The sequence below is a fragment of the Streptomyces sp. NBC_00385 genome, assembly GCF_035917155.1.
Lineage (GTDB): Bacteria > Actinomycetota > Actinomycetes > Streptomycetales > Streptomycetaceae > Streptomyces > Streptomyces poriferorum.
On sequence record NZ_CP107951.1, the window covers coordinates 4,890,706 to 4,906,216 of the forward strand.

Annotated in this window: 14 protein-coding genes; 10 read left to right on the forward strand and 4 right to left on the reverse strand. The window is 71.9% G+C overall.

Annotation, left to right across the window (positions count from 1 at the left end; genetic code table 11):
- Positions 1 to 32 precede the first annotated feature (32 nt).
- The 8 genes from OG959_RS21895 (at position 33) to OG959_RS21930 (ending at position 8,911) form a co-directional block, all read left to right on the forward strand.
- Positions 33 to 602: a hypothetical protein gene (locus tag OG959_RS21895; RefSeq protein WP_326660902.1), complete on the forward strand. Its 570-nt coding sequence runs from the start codon at positions 33 to 35 to the stop codon at positions 600 to 602.
- A 169-nt stretch (positions 603 to 771) separates the two neighbouring features.
- Positions 772 to 1,407 carry a hypothetical protein gene (locus tag OG959_RS21900; protein ID WP_326660903.1) on the forward strand — a complete coding sequence of 212 codons (636 nt, stop codon included), beginning with the start codon at positions 772 to 774 and terminating at the stop codon, positions 1,405 to 1,407.
- A gap of 118 nt (positions 1,408 to 1,525) precedes the next feature.
- The gene (locus OG959_RS21905; protein ID WP_326660905.1) at positions 1,526 to 2,479 is read left to right on the forward strand and encodes an LLM class F420-dependent oxidoreductase; all 954 of its coding nucleotides are present in this window, start codon (positions 1,526 to 1,528) and stop codon (positions 2,477 to 2,479) included.
- A 10-nt stretch (positions 2,480 to 2,489) separates the two neighbouring features.
- Positions 2,490 to 3,272, forward strand: coding sequence for an SDR family NAD(P)-dependent oxidoreductase (locus OG959_RS21910; RefSeq protein WP_326660907.1), 783 nt, complete (start codon positions 2,490 to 2,492; stop codon positions 3,270 to 3,272).
- Between the two features lie 125 nt (positions 3,273 to 3,397).
- Positions 3,398 to 4,519 (forward strand): LLM class flavin-dependent oxidoreductase, encoded by a 1,122-nt coding sequence (locus OG959_RS21915; RefSeq protein ID WP_148021987.1) that lies wholly within the window; start codon positions 3,398 to 3,400, stop codon positions 4,517 to 4,519.
- Positions 4,520 to 4,762: 243 nt separating this feature from the next.
- A complete protein-coding gene (locus OG959_RS21920; protein ID WP_326660910.1) occupies positions 4,763 to 6,502 on the forward strand; it encodes an N-acyl-D-amino-acid deacylase family protein in 1,740 nt (579 codons plus the stop codon).
- Positions 6,499 to 7,962, forward strand: a complete 1,464-nt coding sequence (locus OG959_RS21925) for an aldehyde dehydrogenase family protein (protein WP_326660911.1) — start codon at positions 6,499 to 6,501, stop codon at positions 7,960 to 7,962. Before OG959_RS21920 ends, OG959_RS21925 begins: the two co-directional genes overlap by 4 nt.
- 109 nt (positions 7,963 to 8,071) lie before the next feature.
- Complete coding sequence (locus tag OG959_RS21930) at positions 8,072 to 8,911, forward strand: hypothetical protein (RefSeq protein ID WP_326660913.1); 840 nt, start codon at positions 8,072 to 8,074, stop codon at positions 8,909 to 8,911.
- A gap of 48 nt (positions 8,912 to 8,959) precedes the next feature.
- Here the strand turns inward: OG959_RS21930 and OG959_RS21935 are convergent, their stop codons facing one another.
- Positions 8,960 to 9,316: a hypothetical protein gene (locus OG959_RS21935; protein WP_326660915.1), complete on the reverse strand. Its 357-nt coding sequence runs from the start codon at positions 9,314 to 9,316 to the stop codon at positions 8,960 to 8,962.
- A 98-nt stretch (positions 9,317 to 9,414) separates the two neighbouring features.
- On the opposite strand from OG959_RS21935, the gene OG959_RS21940 reads away from it, so the two are divergent.
- Positions 9,415 to 10,260, forward strand: a complete 846-nt coding sequence (locus OG959_RS21940) for an LLM class F420-dependent oxidoreductase (protein WP_326660917.1) — start codon at positions 9,415 to 9,417, stop codon at positions 10,258 to 10,260.
- 16 nt (positions 10,261 to 10,276) lie between these two features.
- Here the strand turns inward: OG959_RS21940 and OG959_RS21945 are convergent, their stop codons facing one another.
- The 3 genes from OG959_RS21945 to OG959_RS21955 all read right to left on the reverse strand — a co-directional run bounded on the left by OG959_RS21945 (position 10,277) and on the right by OG959_RS21955 (position 14,900).
- A complete protein-coding gene (locus OG959_RS21945; RefSeq protein ID WP_326660919.1) occupies positions 10,277 to 10,978 on the reverse strand; it encodes a L,D-transpeptidase in 702 nt (233 codons plus the stop codon).
- A 96-nt stretch (positions 10,979 to 11,074) separates the two neighbouring features.
- The gene (locus OG959_RS21950) at positions 11,075 to 13,246 is read right to left on the reverse strand and encodes a SpaA isopeptide-forming pilin-related protein (protein ID WP_326660921.1); all 2,172 of its coding nucleotides are present in this window, start codon (positions 13,244 to 13,246) and stop codon (positions 11,075 to 11,077) included.
- Positions 13,247 to 13,388: 142 nt separating this feature from the next.
- Positions 13,389 to 14,900 (reverse strand): hypothetical protein, encoded by a 1,512-nt coding sequence (locus OG959_RS21955; protein ID WP_326660922.1) that lies wholly within the window; start codon positions 14,898 to 14,900, stop codon positions 13,389 to 13,391.
- Positions 14,901 to 14,986: 86 nt separating this feature from the next.
- Here OG959_RS21955 and OG959_RS21960 point away from each other — a divergent pair, with 86 nt between their 5' ends.
- Positions 14,987 to 15,391, forward strand: coding sequence for a hypothetical protein (locus OG959_RS21960; protein ID WP_326660924.1), 405 nt, complete (start codon positions 14,987 to 14,989; stop codon positions 15,389 to 15,391).
- Positions 15,392 to 15,511: the final 120 nt, after the last annotated feature.

Below are 15,511 nucleotides of genomic sequence, written 5' to 3' on the forward strand. Positions count from 1 at the left end.
TGCTTCCTTTGCCTGTTCCTGTTGGGGGGATCATGCGCCACCTCGTCACCGCTTCCGCGCTCGCGGTCGTCTGCTGTCTGGGCCTGACGGCCTGCACGGACAGCGGCGACCGGAGCGCACCCGAGCCGAGCCCGCGCGCCACGCTCGGGCTGGGGCAGAGCGCGGACACCGCAGGCGTCGGTGGCCGGGGGGCTGCCCGGATCACCCCGGACACGGTCGTCTACGCCGACCGCACCGGCTTCGGCGCCCCGGAGCACGGCCTGTTCGCTGTCGTGACCTACCAGTCCAGGAACCGGACCACGTCGCGTGTGACGACGACAGCCGGACAGGGCGGCCTGCGATGGACGACCGCGGACGGCCGCACGGTCACGGACAGGAACAGCAAGGCCGCGACAGGCGTGGCCCCCATCGGATTCAGCGAAGGCGGGGCGGCCCTTCCCCCCGAGGTGGGCCACCAGGACGTGGCTGTCTTCGACATCGCCGCAGCGGAGCGGGGCGGCACCCTCGTCTACGTCGACGGCGACGGCACCGCCTTCCGTTGGAAGATCCCCGCGAGCGACTCCGGGGCCGCGGTTCCCGCGCTGAAATTCGCCCTGGACTGAGGACTGAGGGCTCCGACGCGCACGCGTGGCCGGTGCGCCGCGACCACCGGAACCCTGGTGCGCGACACGGTCCCGCGAGGTCGTGGCGGCGACGCGATCTGTCCGGCCCGGCCCGGAGGGGCGGCCGAAAGAGGGTGCGCGCCCGCCCCGCGCCGCCGACACTGGAGCGGTGCTGACCGTCGAGGCCGTCCTGGAAGCCGTACCCACGGTGAACGCGGCGTCCTGGCCCGCGGCCGCCCTGCCGCACCACACCTTCCTGACGCTCACGGGACGCATGAGCGAGTGCGAGGTCGGCGCCGCGATGGCGCTGCTCACCGACTGGTTCGCGACCGAAGCCGACGGCAGCGGCTGCGTGCCCGACGCCGCCGAGCGTGTGCGGCGACTGATCGCCACCGACCGGCTCGTGGCTGCGGGCGGTCTGCGCGTCCGGGACGCGCGGACCGGCGTGACGGTGACCCCGGGGTGCTGCTGCGGTCTGGAGGACTGGCGTGAGTGGCTCCGGCTGCCGGACGGCGTTCACGTACACCTCGGGCATGATCCGACACCGAGAGCCGAGTTCGAGGGCCGGGCCGTTCTCATGTGGCCCGATGGCGGCGACGGCGACGAGGAACGTCCCGAGGGGCGGCCGATCCGGCTGCCCCTGGCGGACCTGCCCGGCCTTCTGCGTGCGGTCCGCGCGGATCTGGAGGGGTTCCTCGATCTCGTCGGCCGGTGGGCGGGCCGCTACGTTCCCTCGCAGGCCGCGGATCTCGTGGCCAAGCTGGATGCGGACCTGGAGATCCGTCCGCCGCTGACGATCCCCTGAACTCCTTCCGCCCTGCCACCCCTTGCCTGATGAGGCGTCAGGCACGACGATGACCCCGCTTGCTATGTGACGAGCCGTCAGATTCGTGTCAAGGTCATCCAGGGAAGGAGGCCGTTCGGTGCCGATACTGCCCGCCGGACCGCTGTCGTACGGGATGCAGCTCCCGATCCAGTCGCAGAGCGCCATCTACGCAGAGCCGTGGGAGGCCGGGGCCACCCCGGCCGACCTCGCCGAGATCGCCCGCACCGCCGACCGTACCGGCTTCACCTATCTGGCGAGCTGTGACCATGTCGCCATCCCCCGCAGACTCGCGGGGGCGATGAGCACCGTCTGGTACGACCCCGTCGCCACGCTCGCCTTCCTCGCGGGGATCACCGAGCGGGTGCTGCTCATGAGTCATGTCGCCGTCGTCGGGCTGCGGCATCCGCTGGCCACCGCCAAGCAGTACGCCACCCTCGACCACCTCAGCGGCGGCCGGCTGATCCTCGGGGTCGGGGCCGGGCACGTGCGGGAGGAGTTCGAGGCGCTCGGGGCGGACTTCGACGGGCGGGGCGGGGTGCTCGACGAGAGCATCGACGCGCTCAAGGCCGCGCTCGGGCCCGAGGAGTACCCGGAGTTCGCCGGGGAGCGGTTCTCCTTCAGCGGGCTCGGGCAGCTGCCCCGGCCCGCTCAGGAACGGGTGCCGGTCTGGGTGGGCGGGTCGTCGCCCGCGGCGGTGCGCCGGGCCGCCGTGCGGGGGGACGGCTGGCTGCCGCAGGGGGACCCGCGGGAGAAGCTGCCCGCGCAGATCGGGCGGCTGTACGCGCTCCGCGAGGCGGCGGGGGTCACGGAGCCCGTCGTCATCGGGGCCATCACCGAGCCGCTGTACGTGGGGGAGCCGGACTGGTCCGTGGGGCGGCGCACGCTCAGCGGGAAGCCGGAGGCCCTCGCGGAGTCGCTGCGGGAGTACGGCGCGATGGGGGTGCACCAGATCCAGGTGCGCTTCCGCAGCCGCAGCAGAAGTGAACTGACCGATCAGATGGCGGCGTTCGCCGCCGAAGTCGCACCTCACCTCGACAACCTCGACAGGTAGGAGTCAGGCCATGGGCAAGCTGGACGGGCGAACCGTACTGATCAGCGGCGCGGCGCGCGGGCAGGGTGAGCAGGAGGCGCGGCTCTTCGTCGCCGAGGGTGCGCGGGTGGTGATCGCCGATGTGCTCGACGAACAGGGCGAGGACCTCGCCAAGGAGCTGGGGGACGCCGCGCTCTTCGTGCACCTGGACGTGAGCCGGGAGGAGGACTGGCAGGCCGCCGTCGCCGCCGCCAAGGGCGCCTTCGGGAGGATCGACGGGCTGGTCAACAACGCGGGGATCCTGCGCTTCAACGAGCTGGTGAGCACGCCGCTGGAGGAGTTCCAGCAGATGGTGCAGGTCAACCAGGTGGGGGCCTTCCTGGGGATCAGGAACGTCGCGCCCGAGATCGAGGCGGCCGGTGGCGGGACCATCGTCAACACGTCCTCGTACACCGGTCTCACCGGCATGGCGTTCGTCGGCGCGTACGCGGCGACCAAGCACGCGGTGCTGGGGCTGACCAAGGTGGCGGCCGTGGAGCTGGCCGCGAAGGGCATCCGGGTCAACGCCATGTGCCCCGGCGCCGTGGACACCCCGATGACCAATCCGGCGGCCCTGGACCCGGACGCCGATCCGGTGGAGACGGCGGAGGCCGTGGGGGCCCTGTACAAGAAGCTCGTACCGCTCGGGCGGATCGGCCGGCCCGAGGAGGTGGCGGCGCTCGCGCTCTTCCTGACCTCGGACGACTCCTCGTACATCACCGGCCAGCCGTTCGTCATCGACGGCGGGTGGCTGGCGGGAGTCAGCCTCTTCTGAGCAGGGCGCCCACTTCCGCGCGTCTGACGAAGCGTCAGGTATTGACGGGTCGGAGTGTCGGTGGAACAGTCGGACGCATCAGAATCTGACGGTGTGTCAGAAAAGATTGAGGACGGTGAACCCCCTTGGAATTCGGGCTCTTTGTACAGGGGTACGTGCCCGCCGCGCGGGCCAAGGCCGACCCCGGGGCAGAGCACAAGGCGCTGATCGAGGAGACCGAGTACGTCATCCAGGCGGACAAGTCCGGCTTCAAGTACGCCTGGGCCTCCGAGCACCACTTCCTGGAGGAGTACTCGCATCTCTCGGCCAACGACGTGTACCTGGGCTATCTCGCACACGCCACGGACCGCATCCACCTCGGATCCGGCATCTTCAACCCGCTCGCCCCGGTCAACCACCCGGTGAAGGTGGCCGAGAAGGTCGCCATGATGGACCACCTCTCGGAGGGCCGCTTCGAGTTCGGCTCCGGCCGCGGGGCGGGCACCCACGAGATCCTCGGGTTCATGCCGGGCATCACCGACATGAACCACACCAAGGAACTCTGGGAGGAGACCATCGCGGAGTTCCCCAAGATGTGGCTCCAGGACGAGTACGTCGGCTTCCAGGGCAAGCACTGGTCGCTGCCGCCGCGCAAGATCCTGCCCAAGCCGTACGGGAAGTCGCACCCGGCGATGTGGTACGCGGCCGGCTCCCCGCCCTCGTACGCCATGGCCGGGAAGAAGGGCCTCGGCGTGCTGGGCTTCAGCGTGCAGAAGGTCTCCGACATGGAGTGGGTCGTCGAGTCCTACAAGAACGCCGTCAAGGACGCCGAGCCGGTCGGTGACTTCGTCAACGACAACGTCATGGTGACCTCGACCGCGATCTGCGCCGAGACCCACAAGAAGGCCGTCGAGATCGCGGTGGGCGGCGGGCTGAACTACCTCCAGTCGCTGCTGTTCCGCTACCACGACACGTTCCCCCGGCCGGAAGGGATCCCGGAGTGGCCCGAGCTGCTGCCGGAGTACTCCGAGGAGATCATCGAGCTCCTGATCGCCGAGGAGCTGATGATCTGCGGTGACCCGGACGAGGTGCTGGGGCAGTGCCGTCGATGGGAGCAGGCGGGAGCGGACCAGCTGAGCTTCGGGCTGCCGATCGGGCTCAGCCCCGAGGACACGCTGAACTCGATCAAGCTGATCGGTGAGCACGTGATCCCGAAGATCGACACGGATCCGGTCCACCGGACGACGCGGTTCCGCGACGCGGCGTGAAAACCAGCCTCGCCGGCGTTTGAGGCGCGGGGTCCGGGGCGGAGCCCCGGGGGCGCGGGTCTTCGGGGGCTCCGCCCCCGTACCCCCGCTCCTCAATCGCCGGAGGGGCTTGATTCTGCCCCGAGGGGCTCGATCTGCGGGCGGCGTCTTCCCGGACCGTCGCTCCGCGAGCCGGGGTGCGTACCGCGGCCGTACGCACCCCGGCGCACATCCACGTTTGGACACCACGGAAGGGACCCCGTCATGCTCGACCACCTCATCCGCGGAGCGACCGTCGTGGACGGCACCGGCGGGCCCTCCTACCGCGCGGACCTCGGCATCCGGGCCGGCCGCATCGCCGTCATCGCGGAGCCCGGGACCGTCGCGGAGGAGGCCGTGACCTCCGAGGACGCCACCGGACTCGTCCTCGCGCCCGGCTTCGTCGACCCGCACACCCACTACGACGCCCAGCTCTTCTGGGACCCGTACGCCACCCCGTCGATGAACCACGGCGTCACCACCGTCGCCGGCGGCAACTGCGGGTTCACCCTCGCCCCGCTCCATCCGGACCGGCCCGAGGACGCCGACTACACCCGGCGCATGATGTCGCGGGTCGAGGGCATGGCCCTCAAGGCCCTGGAGGAGGGCGTCGACTGGAGCTGGTCCAGCTTCCGCGAGTACCTCGACGCACTCGACGGGCGGATCGCCGTGAACGCCGGGTTCATGGTCGGACACTGCGCCCTGCGCCGCCACGTCATGGGCGCCGACGCGGTCGGCGGCCAGCCCACGCCCGGCCAACTCGACGCCATGCTCGCCCTGTTCCACGACGCGATGGACGCCGGGGCATGGGGACTGTCCACCACCCAGTCCTCCACCCACTCCGACGGCGACGGACAGCCGGTCGCCTCCCGGCACGCACTCCCCGAGGAACTCCTCGCGCTGTCCCGGGCTGTCGGCGAGCACGAGGGCACACAGATCGAGGCGATCGTCGCCGGCTGCCTCGACCAGTTCTCCGACGACGAGATCGAGCTGTTCGTCGACATGACGGCCGCCGCCGGGCGCCCGCTGAACTGGAACGTCCTCACCATCGACGCCGCCGTCCCCGAACGCGTACCGCGCCAGCTGATCCCCAGCGAGCGCGCCCGTCGCGCGGGCGGCCGCATCGTGGCGCTGACCATGCCGATCCTCACCCCGATGAACATGTCGCTCGGCACGTTCTGCGCCCTCAACCTGATCCCCGGCTGGGGTGACATCCTCGCTCTCCCCGTCCCCGAACGCATCGAGCGGCTCCGGGACGCGGACACCCGCGCCGAGATGCTGCGCCGCGCCGACAGCAAGGAGGCGGGCGTCTTCCGCCGCCTCGCGAACTTCGGCCGGTACGTCATCGGCGACACGTACAGCGAGGCGAACGAGGGACTCAGCGGGCGCGTCGTCAAGGACATCGCGGCCGAGCGCGGCCAGGACGCCTTCCACTGCCTGGTCGAGATCTGCGCGGCCGACGACCTGCGTACGGTGCTGTGGCCGATGCCCACCGACAACGACCCCGACTCCTGGGCGCTGCGGCAGCGCACCTGGGAGCACGAGGACGTCATGCTCGGCGGCTCCGACGCGGGCGCCCACCTGGACCGGATGTGCGGTGCTCCGTACACGACGCGCTTCCTGGGCGACTGCCTGCGGGGCCGCAAGCTCATGCCGCTGGAACGGGCCGTGAAGATGCTGACCGACGACCCGGCCCGCCTCTTCGGCCTCCGCGACCGCGGGCGCGTCGAGGAGGGCTTCCACGCCGACCTCGTGCTCTTCGACCCCGAACGCATCGACGCGGGCCCCGCCACCCTCGTCCACGACCTGCCCGGCGACAGCCCCCGGCTCGACTCCAAGGCCCTCGGCATCGTGTCGGTCCGCGTCAACGGGGTGGAGACCCTGCGCGACGACAAGGTGACCGGTGCGGTCCCCGGGACGGTGCTCCGTTCCGGCCGCGACACCCGGACGGTGAGCACACAATGACCACGACCCCGCAGCGCCTCTTCATCAACGGCGAGTGGACGGAACCCGCCGACGGCCACTACGAGGTGGTCGACCCGGCCACCGAGGAGACCGTCGGCCTCGCCCCCGAGGCGAGCCGCGCCCAGGTGTACGAGGCGGCCTCAGCGGCCCGTGACGCCTTCGCCACCTGGTCCCGCACCCGCCCCGAGGAGCGCGCCGCGATCCTCGACCGCGCCGCCGACGTGATGCAGCGCGACTTCCTCGCCAACGCCGCCCTCGCCCAGGCGGAGAGCGGCGCCACCACCGGTACGGCCCGTGGCATGCAGGTCGCCGTGGGCGCGGCGCGCTTCCGGCGGTACGCGAAGGGCGCGCTGGAACCGGTCGAGGAGGCGATACCGCCGCAGATCAACGAGGCGGGCCCGATGGGCCGGGCCGGGATCTTCGGGGCGCTCGCCGTCCGCCAGCCGGTGGGCGTCGTCACCTGCATCACCTCGTACAACAACCCCTGGGCCAATCCGGCCGGCAAGATCGCGCCCGCGCTCGCGATGGGCAACACGGTCGTCGTGAAACCGGCCCCGCAGGACCCGCTCTCCGTCTACCGGATGGCCGGGGCCCTCGCGGAGGCGGGCGTACCGGCCGGGGTCGTCAACGTCGTCAGCGGTTCGGCCCCCGGAGTGGGCGAGGCCGCCGTCGACTCGCCCGACGTCGACATGGTCAGCTTCACCGGCTCCACGTCCGTCGGGCAGCGCATCGCCGAGGTATGCGGCCGGAGCATGAAACGGCAGCTGATGGAGCTGGGCGGGAAGGGCGCCGCCGTCGTCCTCGACGACGCGGACCTCGACTCGGCGGTCGCGGGCATCGGGACGACGTTCTCGTTCTACAGCGGTCAGATCTGTACGGCTCCGACCCGCGTCCTGGTCCAACGGGCCGTGCACGACGCGCTGATCGAGAAGCTCACCGCGTATGCCGGGTATCTGACGGTCGGCGATCCGACGGCGAAGGGCACGGTCGTCGGCCCGGTCATCTCGGCGGCTCACCGCGACCGCATCGAGTCGTACGTGGAACTGGGCCGGAAGGAAGGGGCCCGCGTCGTCACGGGCGGCGAACGCCCGGACCCGACCGGCCGCGGCTTCTACGTCGCGCCGACGCTGCTGGCCGACTGCACCAACGACATGCGGGTGGTGCGGGAGGAGATCTTCGGCCCGGTCGTGGTCGTCGTCCCCTTCGACGACGAGGAGGAGGGCATCGCGCTGGCCAACGACAGCGACTACGGACTGATCGACTACGTCTGGTCCGGCGACGTGGCCCGCGCCTTCCGCGTCGCCCGCCGGCTGCGCGCGGGCGGGGTCGGCGTGAACACCATCGGCCGCAACATGGAGGCCCCGTTCGGCGGGTTCAAGCGCAGCGGGGTCGGGCGGGACGTCGGCTCGTACGCGCTGCACGCGTACAGCGAACTGCAGTCGATCGTCTGGCCGGGCTGAGAGGCTCCTCGCGGCCCCGTCCCCGCATACGAGCCCCCCGTGGGGCCGGTTCTACTCTGTGCCCACGCGTCAGCGCCGGATCCGGCGCGGGCGGTGAGGAGGAGGGGACATGCGAAGACATGTGCTGTGGGGCACGGTGGCCGCTTCGGTGGTCATGACCGTGCTGGGGGCGTCACCGGCGCACGCCGAGGGGCGGGGCGACATCCGGGTCGTCAAGTCGGTGGCGAACAACGGCAAGAGCGTCGTCGTCGGCATCCGTGGAGTGGTGACCATCCCGGTCAAGCTGACGATCAAGGATAATTCGGGCGTCAAGGGGGTGGGGGATCTCGACGCGCACAGCGCCCACACCACCTACGGCGCTCCGGCCGAGACGGTCGGGGTCACCTGCAAGAAGTTGAGCAGCACCACCTCGGACTGTACGGGGACGCTGCGCTTCGATCCCGCCTGGTTCCCCGGGTACAGCGAGCGCAGCGCCAACGAGGGGGCCGGTGACTGGGTCGTCTACGGCGTCGTCAACGCCAACGACAGGGACTACTGGATCTACGACGCGCTCGCCCCGTTCACGTTGAAGCGAGCCGCGACGCTGAAGGTGTCCGCGATGCGGCCCGACCTGTTCGGCACCAGCAAGCAGGTCAAGGTCACCGGCGCGCTGGCGCGCGCCGACTGGGAGGCGCTGAAGTACCGCGGCTACGGCGGCCAGAGCGTGAAGCTGCAGTTCAGGAAGGCCGGCGCCGCCTCGTACACGACGGTGAAGACCGTGAGGACGAACAGCGCGGGCCAGGTCAGCACGACGGTGACCGCGCCCGCTTCGGGCACGTGGCGCTGGTACTACCCGGGTACGTCCACCACCTCGCAGACCGCGTCCGCGGGCGACACCGTCTCCTTCGGGCCTCTGGTCATGCGCTCCAGCGCGGCGAAGCTCCCCCTGCACGACGTCTCGGCAGGGTGAGGGACCGCGCCCCTCGCCACCCGACCGGGGTGGCGAGAGGCGCGGCGGCTAGGAGTTGCGCCGTGCGCGGGCGATGAGCACGAACGCGATGATGCCGACCACGATCACGGCCAGCGCGATCCCCACGATCAGCCCGCCGCCGAACCCGCCGGAACTGTGCTTCCGCCGCTTCTTGCTCTTGCTCTTGCTTTTGCTCTTGCTCTTGTACGTGTGCGCGGCCTCGCGCACACCGGTGTGGGCGGACGCCGCCCCGTCCACATGGCCCGAGGCCTGTACCGAAGCGGTACGGGGGGCGGCGGACACGGAGGCGGGCGCGGCGGCGGACGCCGCGGCGGGTGCGCCGCCGACGAGCACGCCCGTCAGGAACAGAGCGGTGAGAGCGGCGCGGGTGCGCTTGCGGACCATGGTGAATGACCTCCCCCGAAGTCGCCGAAGTCTCGGCTTTGCGCACGGTACGGCATACGTTTGAGCCGCCACCAGACAACGACGGAGGTGTCTTTCGTATGCGGATCGCCACGACGATCTTCCTCACCGACGAAACGATCACACCGGTGCGGCTCGCGCACCAGCTTGAGCAGCGGGGATTCGCCGGGCTCTACCTCCCGGAGCACACGCACATCCCGGTGAGCCGGGAAACTCTTTACCCGGCGGGCGGTGACCTGCCGCCCGAGTACGGCCGCACCCTGGACCCGTTCGTCGCCCTCGCGCAGGCCGCCGCGGTGACCGAGCGGCTGGAGCTGGGCACCGGGATCACGCTGGTCACCCAGCACGACCCGATCGATCTGGCCAAGCAGATCGCGACCCTCGACCACGTCTCGGGCGGCCGCTTCACGCTGGGTCTCGGCTTCGGATGGAACGTGGAGGAGGCGGCGGACCACGGGGTGAACTGGTCGACGCGCCGGGAGCTCGGCCGTGACCGGATGGCGCTGATGCGTGCCCTGTGGTCCGCCGAACCCACGGCGTACGAGGGCGAGTTCGGATCGGTGCGGGCGAGCCACGCCTACCCGAAGCCGGTCCAGCAGCCGCGCGGCCCGGTGGTGGGCCCGCGCACCCTGATCGGTGGCGCGGCGGGCCCGAAACTGTTCGCGCACATCGCGGAGTACGCGGACGGCTGGCTGCCGATCGGCGGCCGGGGCCTCACGGAGTCGGTGCCCGCACTCCGTACGGCGTGGGAGGCGGCGGGCCGCGACCCGAAGGACCTCCAGGTGATCCCGTACGCGGTCCTGCCGAGCCCGGGCAAGCTGGCGCACTACGCGGACCTGGGCATCGAGGAGGTCGTCCTCCAGCTGCCTCCCGCCGCCGAACCGGAGGTCCTGCGGACGCTGGACGCGTTCGCCGAGTACCTCTGAGAGGTGACCGCGCCCGTCAGCCGGCCGTACCGGGCTTGACGCCCCACACGTAGACGCGGTCGTCCACCGCGAGGAGGTCCCACAGGGCCGCCGCGTCGTCCACGGTCAGGTTGACGCAGCCCGCCGAGCCGCCGCCGTCGTACAGGTCGCCCGGGTGTCCGTGGAGTGCCTGTCCGCCGTCGAAGAACTGGGCGTACGGCATGGGGGCGTTGTCGTAGATCGTGGAGACGTGGTCGCGGTTGCGCCAGTAGATCGAGTGCCACCCCGGCCGGGTCTCCTGCGCGTCGCGGCCCGTGCGGATGGGCGCGGGTCCGAAGACGACCCGCTTGCCCTTCTGCACCCACAGCAGCTGGCGGTCCATGTCGACGCAGGTGACGCGGGAGGACTCGACCGGGCAGTGTCCGGCGGCGTTCGGGTCGGGGGTGGCCTCGACGACGAGCACGGTGCGGTACGTCCCGAGGTCGGCGCGGCCGTCGGCGTGCGGCCGGCCGTGCGCGGTCTGGAAGGACCGGATGGCCCGGCAGTCGGCCATGGACTGGCGGCCGTCCACGGGCCGGCCCAGGTGCTTCTCCAGCTGGCGCTGGTACGGGCCGGCCGGCGCCGTGCACGCGGTGTCGTCGGCGGACGCGGAGGGGGCGGCCGCCGAGGGGGCCGCGGTACACAGCAGTGCCGTGGCCGCTGTGGCGACCACGGCACCGATGAGGCTGTTGGGACGCACTGCCGGACCTCCTGGCGGATCGGGAACCGAGTCCTGCCAGCCAAGCAGCGCCCCCGCCCGGCCGCCCATTGATGGGCGGCCGGGCGGGTGACCGGATCAGGCGCGCGCACCCTCGTGGACGCGCTTCTTGCAGTCCTTGCCCTTGCACGGTTCGCCGCGCTCGTTGGCCAGCTCGACGGTGACGCCCTGCGAGCTGTTGGCCTCCGTCACCTCGAACGGCCCCGAGACGGGGTTGGCCGGCAGGACGTAGCCCTCCGGGACGGCGGTCTCGCGCAGGTAGTACTCACCGAGGGGCAGATCGTCGAACGTGCACTCACCCGTGTCGTCGGTCGAGCACCCCGCGTCGGCGAGCGTGTCGGGGTTCGTTCCGGCCGTCTGCAGGCCGGGCACGTCGTTGGTCTCGCGCCACAGCTCGAAGACGGCTCCGGCGAGCGGCTGCCCGTTCTTCGCGTCCGTCTTCTCCAGGGTGAGCGAACCCGTGACCGGCGGCACCGGCTCCTCGGTGTTGGCGGCCTCGACCTGGACGCCGGCGTCGGCGTTGTCCTCGGTCAGCACGAGCGGGCCGAACACGGCCGGGTCCGGCAGTTCGTAGCCTTCGGGAGCCTCTGTCTCCTGCCAGTAGTAGGTGCCGGGCGTGGTGGTCGCGGCGCAGACACCGTTCGCCGGGGTGGTGCACGTGGTGACGAGGGTGTCCGGGTCCGCGCCCGTGGTCTGGAGGCCGTCGACCCCGTTGGTCTCCCGCCACAGCTCGAACTCCGCGCCCGCCAGCGGATCGCCGGTCCCGGCGTCCGTCTTCAGGACCCGTACCTCGCCCGTGACCGGCGGTACCGACTCCTCGGTGTTGGTGGCCTCGACCTGGACACCGGCGTCGGCGTTGTCCTCCGTCAGTACGAGCGGGCCGAACACGTTGGGGTCGGGCAGTTCGTAACCGTCAGGTGCCGCCGTCTCGCGCCAGTAGTACGTGCCCACGGTGGTGGTCTCGGCGCAGACGCCGTTCGCCGGTGTGGTGCAGGTGTCCACCAGGGTGTCGGGGTCCGTGCCGGTGGTCTGGAGGCCGTCGACGCCGTTGGTCTCCCGCCACAGCTCGAAGTCGGCACCGGCCAGTGCGTCGCCGGTCTCCGCGTCCGTCTTCAGGACGCGCACCTCACCCGTGACCGGCTGCGGTCCGTCGCAGTCCGGGAGATCGCCGTCGAACGGGTACGCGTGGAACTCCTGGCCGCCACCGCCGGTCGCGGAGCTGGTGTGCGTCACCGAACCGGTGGTGAAGAACCTGCCGTTGACCCCCGGAAGGGACACGGTGGTCATCGAGGACTGCTCGCCCATCAGGAAGCTGCCCTGGAACTGGCCGGTCCCCGCGAGGTCCACGGTGGTGGCGTCCGGGAAGTTCCACAGGAGGCGTTCCCGGTAGGCGTTCAGCGGGTCGGTGTCCGCGATTCCGCCGCTGTAGGTGTTGATCGCGCGGTCGGCCCCGATGACGTTGACCAGGATCGTCGCCTCGTCGGGGATGCTGTCGGGCGCGAAGACGACTCCCTGCTGGCCACCGCCGTCGGCCGTCATGTCGAAGTCGACGTTGAAGACCTGGAGGGCGGACGTCCCGTCACCCGTGAAGAGCGTCTGCGTGCCCTGGTTGACCGCGGTCCCGGTCGGGGTCCGGAGCTCTCCGCCGGGCCGCGCGTAGCACTGGCTGGCGTCGGTGAGCTGGTCGCGCAGGTCCACGTAGGGCGCCGCGGCGTCCGGGTCCTGGACGAGGGCCCCGGTGACGGTGCCGGTCTGCGTACCGGCGTAGCGCACCGTGCCCACCTCGTCGACGATGCCGCCCGTCGTGTCGAGGGTCTCGCCGGCGGCGATCGTCACGTCTCCGCCGGTGGTCAGGAAGTCGGAGTCGACGGGCGGCGGAACACGGGATCCGACACCGACGATCCCGAGGTTGTACGAACCGCCCGCCTCCGGGTCCTTGTCCTGGTCGAAGTCGTCGAGCACCACGACCCGGCCCTCGGCCTCGGCCGCCCGGCCGCGTACGAGGAAGTCGTCCCCGACGTAGATGTTGATCGCGTCGTCCCGGCCCGCGAAGTCCCCGTTGTTGATCGGCGGGAACGGGTCAGGGCAGTCGCCCGGTACGCATGGGCCCAGGCCGCCGGGCAGAGGCGCGGCGGCGGCGGGTGCCGCGCTCAGGCCGAGGGCGAAGGCGGGGACGACGGTCGCCAGCACGGCGCAGGCCGCGCCGGTGGCGCGGGCGCGGGCGCGCAGCGCGGCAAAGCGCTTGGTCATGGGTCTCATACGGGCATCCTGGGCAGCGGCGGCGCGCCGGTCCCGAGGCGACACGTGCCATTGCCCCGTCCAGTGGCCGACCCCACCCGGACGGACCGCCCCCGGATGCGCCGCCGGCCCCGGGCCTTCCGCCGGTCCCGGCTCAGCAGCCCGCCCCGGCACCCTCCCCAGGAGCCGCGGCGATCAGCGCGTACATCGTCGCGATCGGCAGCTCCGGATTCGCCGCGGCCCGCCGGGCGAGCTCCGGGTCGTCGAGCAGCGCCGCGATGCGGTCCTGGGGCAGCCGCGGGTGGCGGGCCGCGTCCGCGCGGACCTGCGGGTCGGGGTCGCGTGTGAGGCGGTCGGCGACGTCCCCGGGCAACCCGGGGTCGAGCAGCGCCAGCCGCCGGACCGCCGGATCCTCGTCGCCGGCGAACCGGGCGAGCCCGGCACGGGGGAAGTTGCCGTGCCCGGTCAGATGCCACCGGTCGCACCCGGTGTACTCCAGGAAGCAGCGGAGCAGCAGCGCGGCCGGGGCGTCCGGATGGTTCAGGCCGAGCAGGACCCGGACGCCGAGGTCGGAGTCGTCCGCGAGGAGCGCGACCAGGTCGGCGGGCAGATGCGGCTCGCCGGCGGCCCGCCGACGCAGGAGCGGGTGGGCGGACAGGGCGAGCGCGCGGATCCGCTCGGGGTCGGGCAGCGACTCCGGGTCGTGCGGCGGCCAGTGGTGGTACGGCCCGTCCTGATCCACCTCGTAGTCGATCGCGGCCCGTTCCGCCTCGGTCAGCGCCGGATGCACGGAGAGCGCGAGGCGCACCCCCGGGTCGGGGTCCACGGTGAGCGCGCGGAGCTCGGCCGGCCTCAGGTCGGGCCGCTCGGCGACGCGGGTGCGCACCTCGGGGTCGGGGTGGGCGGCCAGCAGGGCCACGGTCTCCGGCGGCACGCTGTCATTGCCGGCGATCAGCCGCGCGTGCCGGGGCATTGCCGCCGCCACGACGTCCGGTGCGAGTGCTCCGTACATCAGCAGGTGCGTGTGCGCGTGGCAGGGGCGCGCGGGCAGGTCCCTCCGCACCGCGTCCGGGTCGCGGAGCCGTTCGTCACCGCGCCTGCTCGCGTCGGCCGACCCCCGCACCTCCGGGTCCGGGTCCGCCAGCAGGGCGTCCTGTACACCGGGTGCCAGGGACCCCCAGGAGAGGCGGCTGATCCCCATGCAGCGGACCTTCGGCGACGGGTGAGTGGTCATCGCACGCTGCAGACCGGGTGAGACCAGCCGGTTGAGCTCCCACAGGTGGTCGCTCTCGTACGTCTCGATGATCCGTACGACGGTCCGGTCCGGCAACGGCCGGGGCATGCACACGCCGCCGGCCCGCGGCTCCCGCGCCAGACGCCCCCGTACGTGATACTCCGGATCGTCCACCAGCCGTGCCCGCTGCTCCGGATCCGCGTACGGGTTCTCGGCGAAGAAGCCACGTGTCCACCGGTCCGGGTGGTCCACGACCGCGTCCACCACGGGATCGGGCAGCGCCCGGTCCCGGGTCAGCACCATCCGTACCGCCGCGGACTCGCTCGCGAGCAGGCGCAGCAGGACGTCGACGGGTGCGGCCGGATTGAGCGCCACCCCGGTCAGCCGGCGCTCGGCCGGACCGGCGGATTCGGATGTCTGCTCAGGAGTCACGGCGGAATGGTCGCACGGCCACGCGGCGTTCCGGCCGACGGCTCGGGGCCCCGTCCGGCGGATCACGGTGATGACAGAGTGGGCCCGTGAGTTACAGCATCTTCCTGCTCCGCTTCGTGGCGGGCGAAGTCGTCGCCCTGGACACCGAACGGTTCCGGCAGGCCACAGCGCCGTATGCGGTGGCGGGCTGCCTGGAGGAGGGCTTCTCCCAACTCCGCGCGGAGGACGGGGGCGAGGCGGACCTCTATCACGCCGTTGACGGCGAAGAGGGGATGCCCTGTGTGACGGCGACGCACTTCTCGCGAGGCGCGATGAGCGGCGTGCTCGCCGGTCTGGCAGCGGCCCTCGGGGCCGCGATCCTGCCCCAGGACGGAGACGCGCTCATCTTCGACGAGGGCGATCGCTCTCAACTGCCCGAGGACCTGCGGGGGAGCGCGCTTGTCATCGCCCCCACGGCGGATGCGTTCGAGGCGGCCTTCGGCGCGCGCTGAGGGGCGGCCCCGGCCCCCGACCGCCCACCGCGCCACGGAAGTTGCCCCGCAGCTTCGCACCGGCGCGGACACGGCGCGATCAAGTGGCCTGTAATGGACGAGTAACGGCGGCCTCCTAGG

What these genes read in the sequence shown, in the direction of transcription:
- OG959_RS21895 (WP_326660902.1), top strand. Translation starts at nt 33, where the DNA reads ATGCGCCACCTCGTCACCGCTTCCGCGCTCGCGGTCGTCTGCTGTCTG.
- OG959_RS21910 (WP_326660907.1), top strand. Translation starts at nt 2,490, where the DNA reads ATGGGCAAGCTGGACGGGCGAACCGTACTGATCAGCGGCGCGGCGCGC.
- OG959_RS21920 (WP_326660910.1), top strand. Translation starts at nt 4,763, where the DNA reads ATGCTCGACCACCTCATCCGCGGAGCGACCGTCGTGGACGGCACCGGC.
- OG959_RS21925 (WP_326660911.1), top strand. Translation starts at nt 6,499, where the DNA reads ATGACCACGACCCCGCAGCGCCTCTTCATCAACGGCGAGTGGACGGAA.
- OG959_RS21930 (WP_326660913.1), top strand. Translation starts at nt 8,072, where the DNA reads ATGCGAAGACATGTGCTGTGGGGCACGGTGGCCGCTTCGGTGGTCATG.
- OG959_RS21935 (WP_326660915.1), bottom strand. Translation starts at nt 9,316, where the DNA reads ATGGTCCGCAAGCGCACCCGCGCCGCTCTCACCGCTCTGTTCCTGACG.
- OG959_RS21940 (WP_326660917.1), top strand. Translation starts at nt 9,415, where the DNA reads ATGCGGATCGCCACGACGATCTTCCTCACCGACGAAACGATCACACCG.
- OG959_RS21950 (WP_326660921.1), bottom strand. Translation starts at nt 13,246, where the DNA reads ATGACCAAGCGCTTTGCCGCGCTGCGCGCCCGCGCCCGCGCCACCGGC.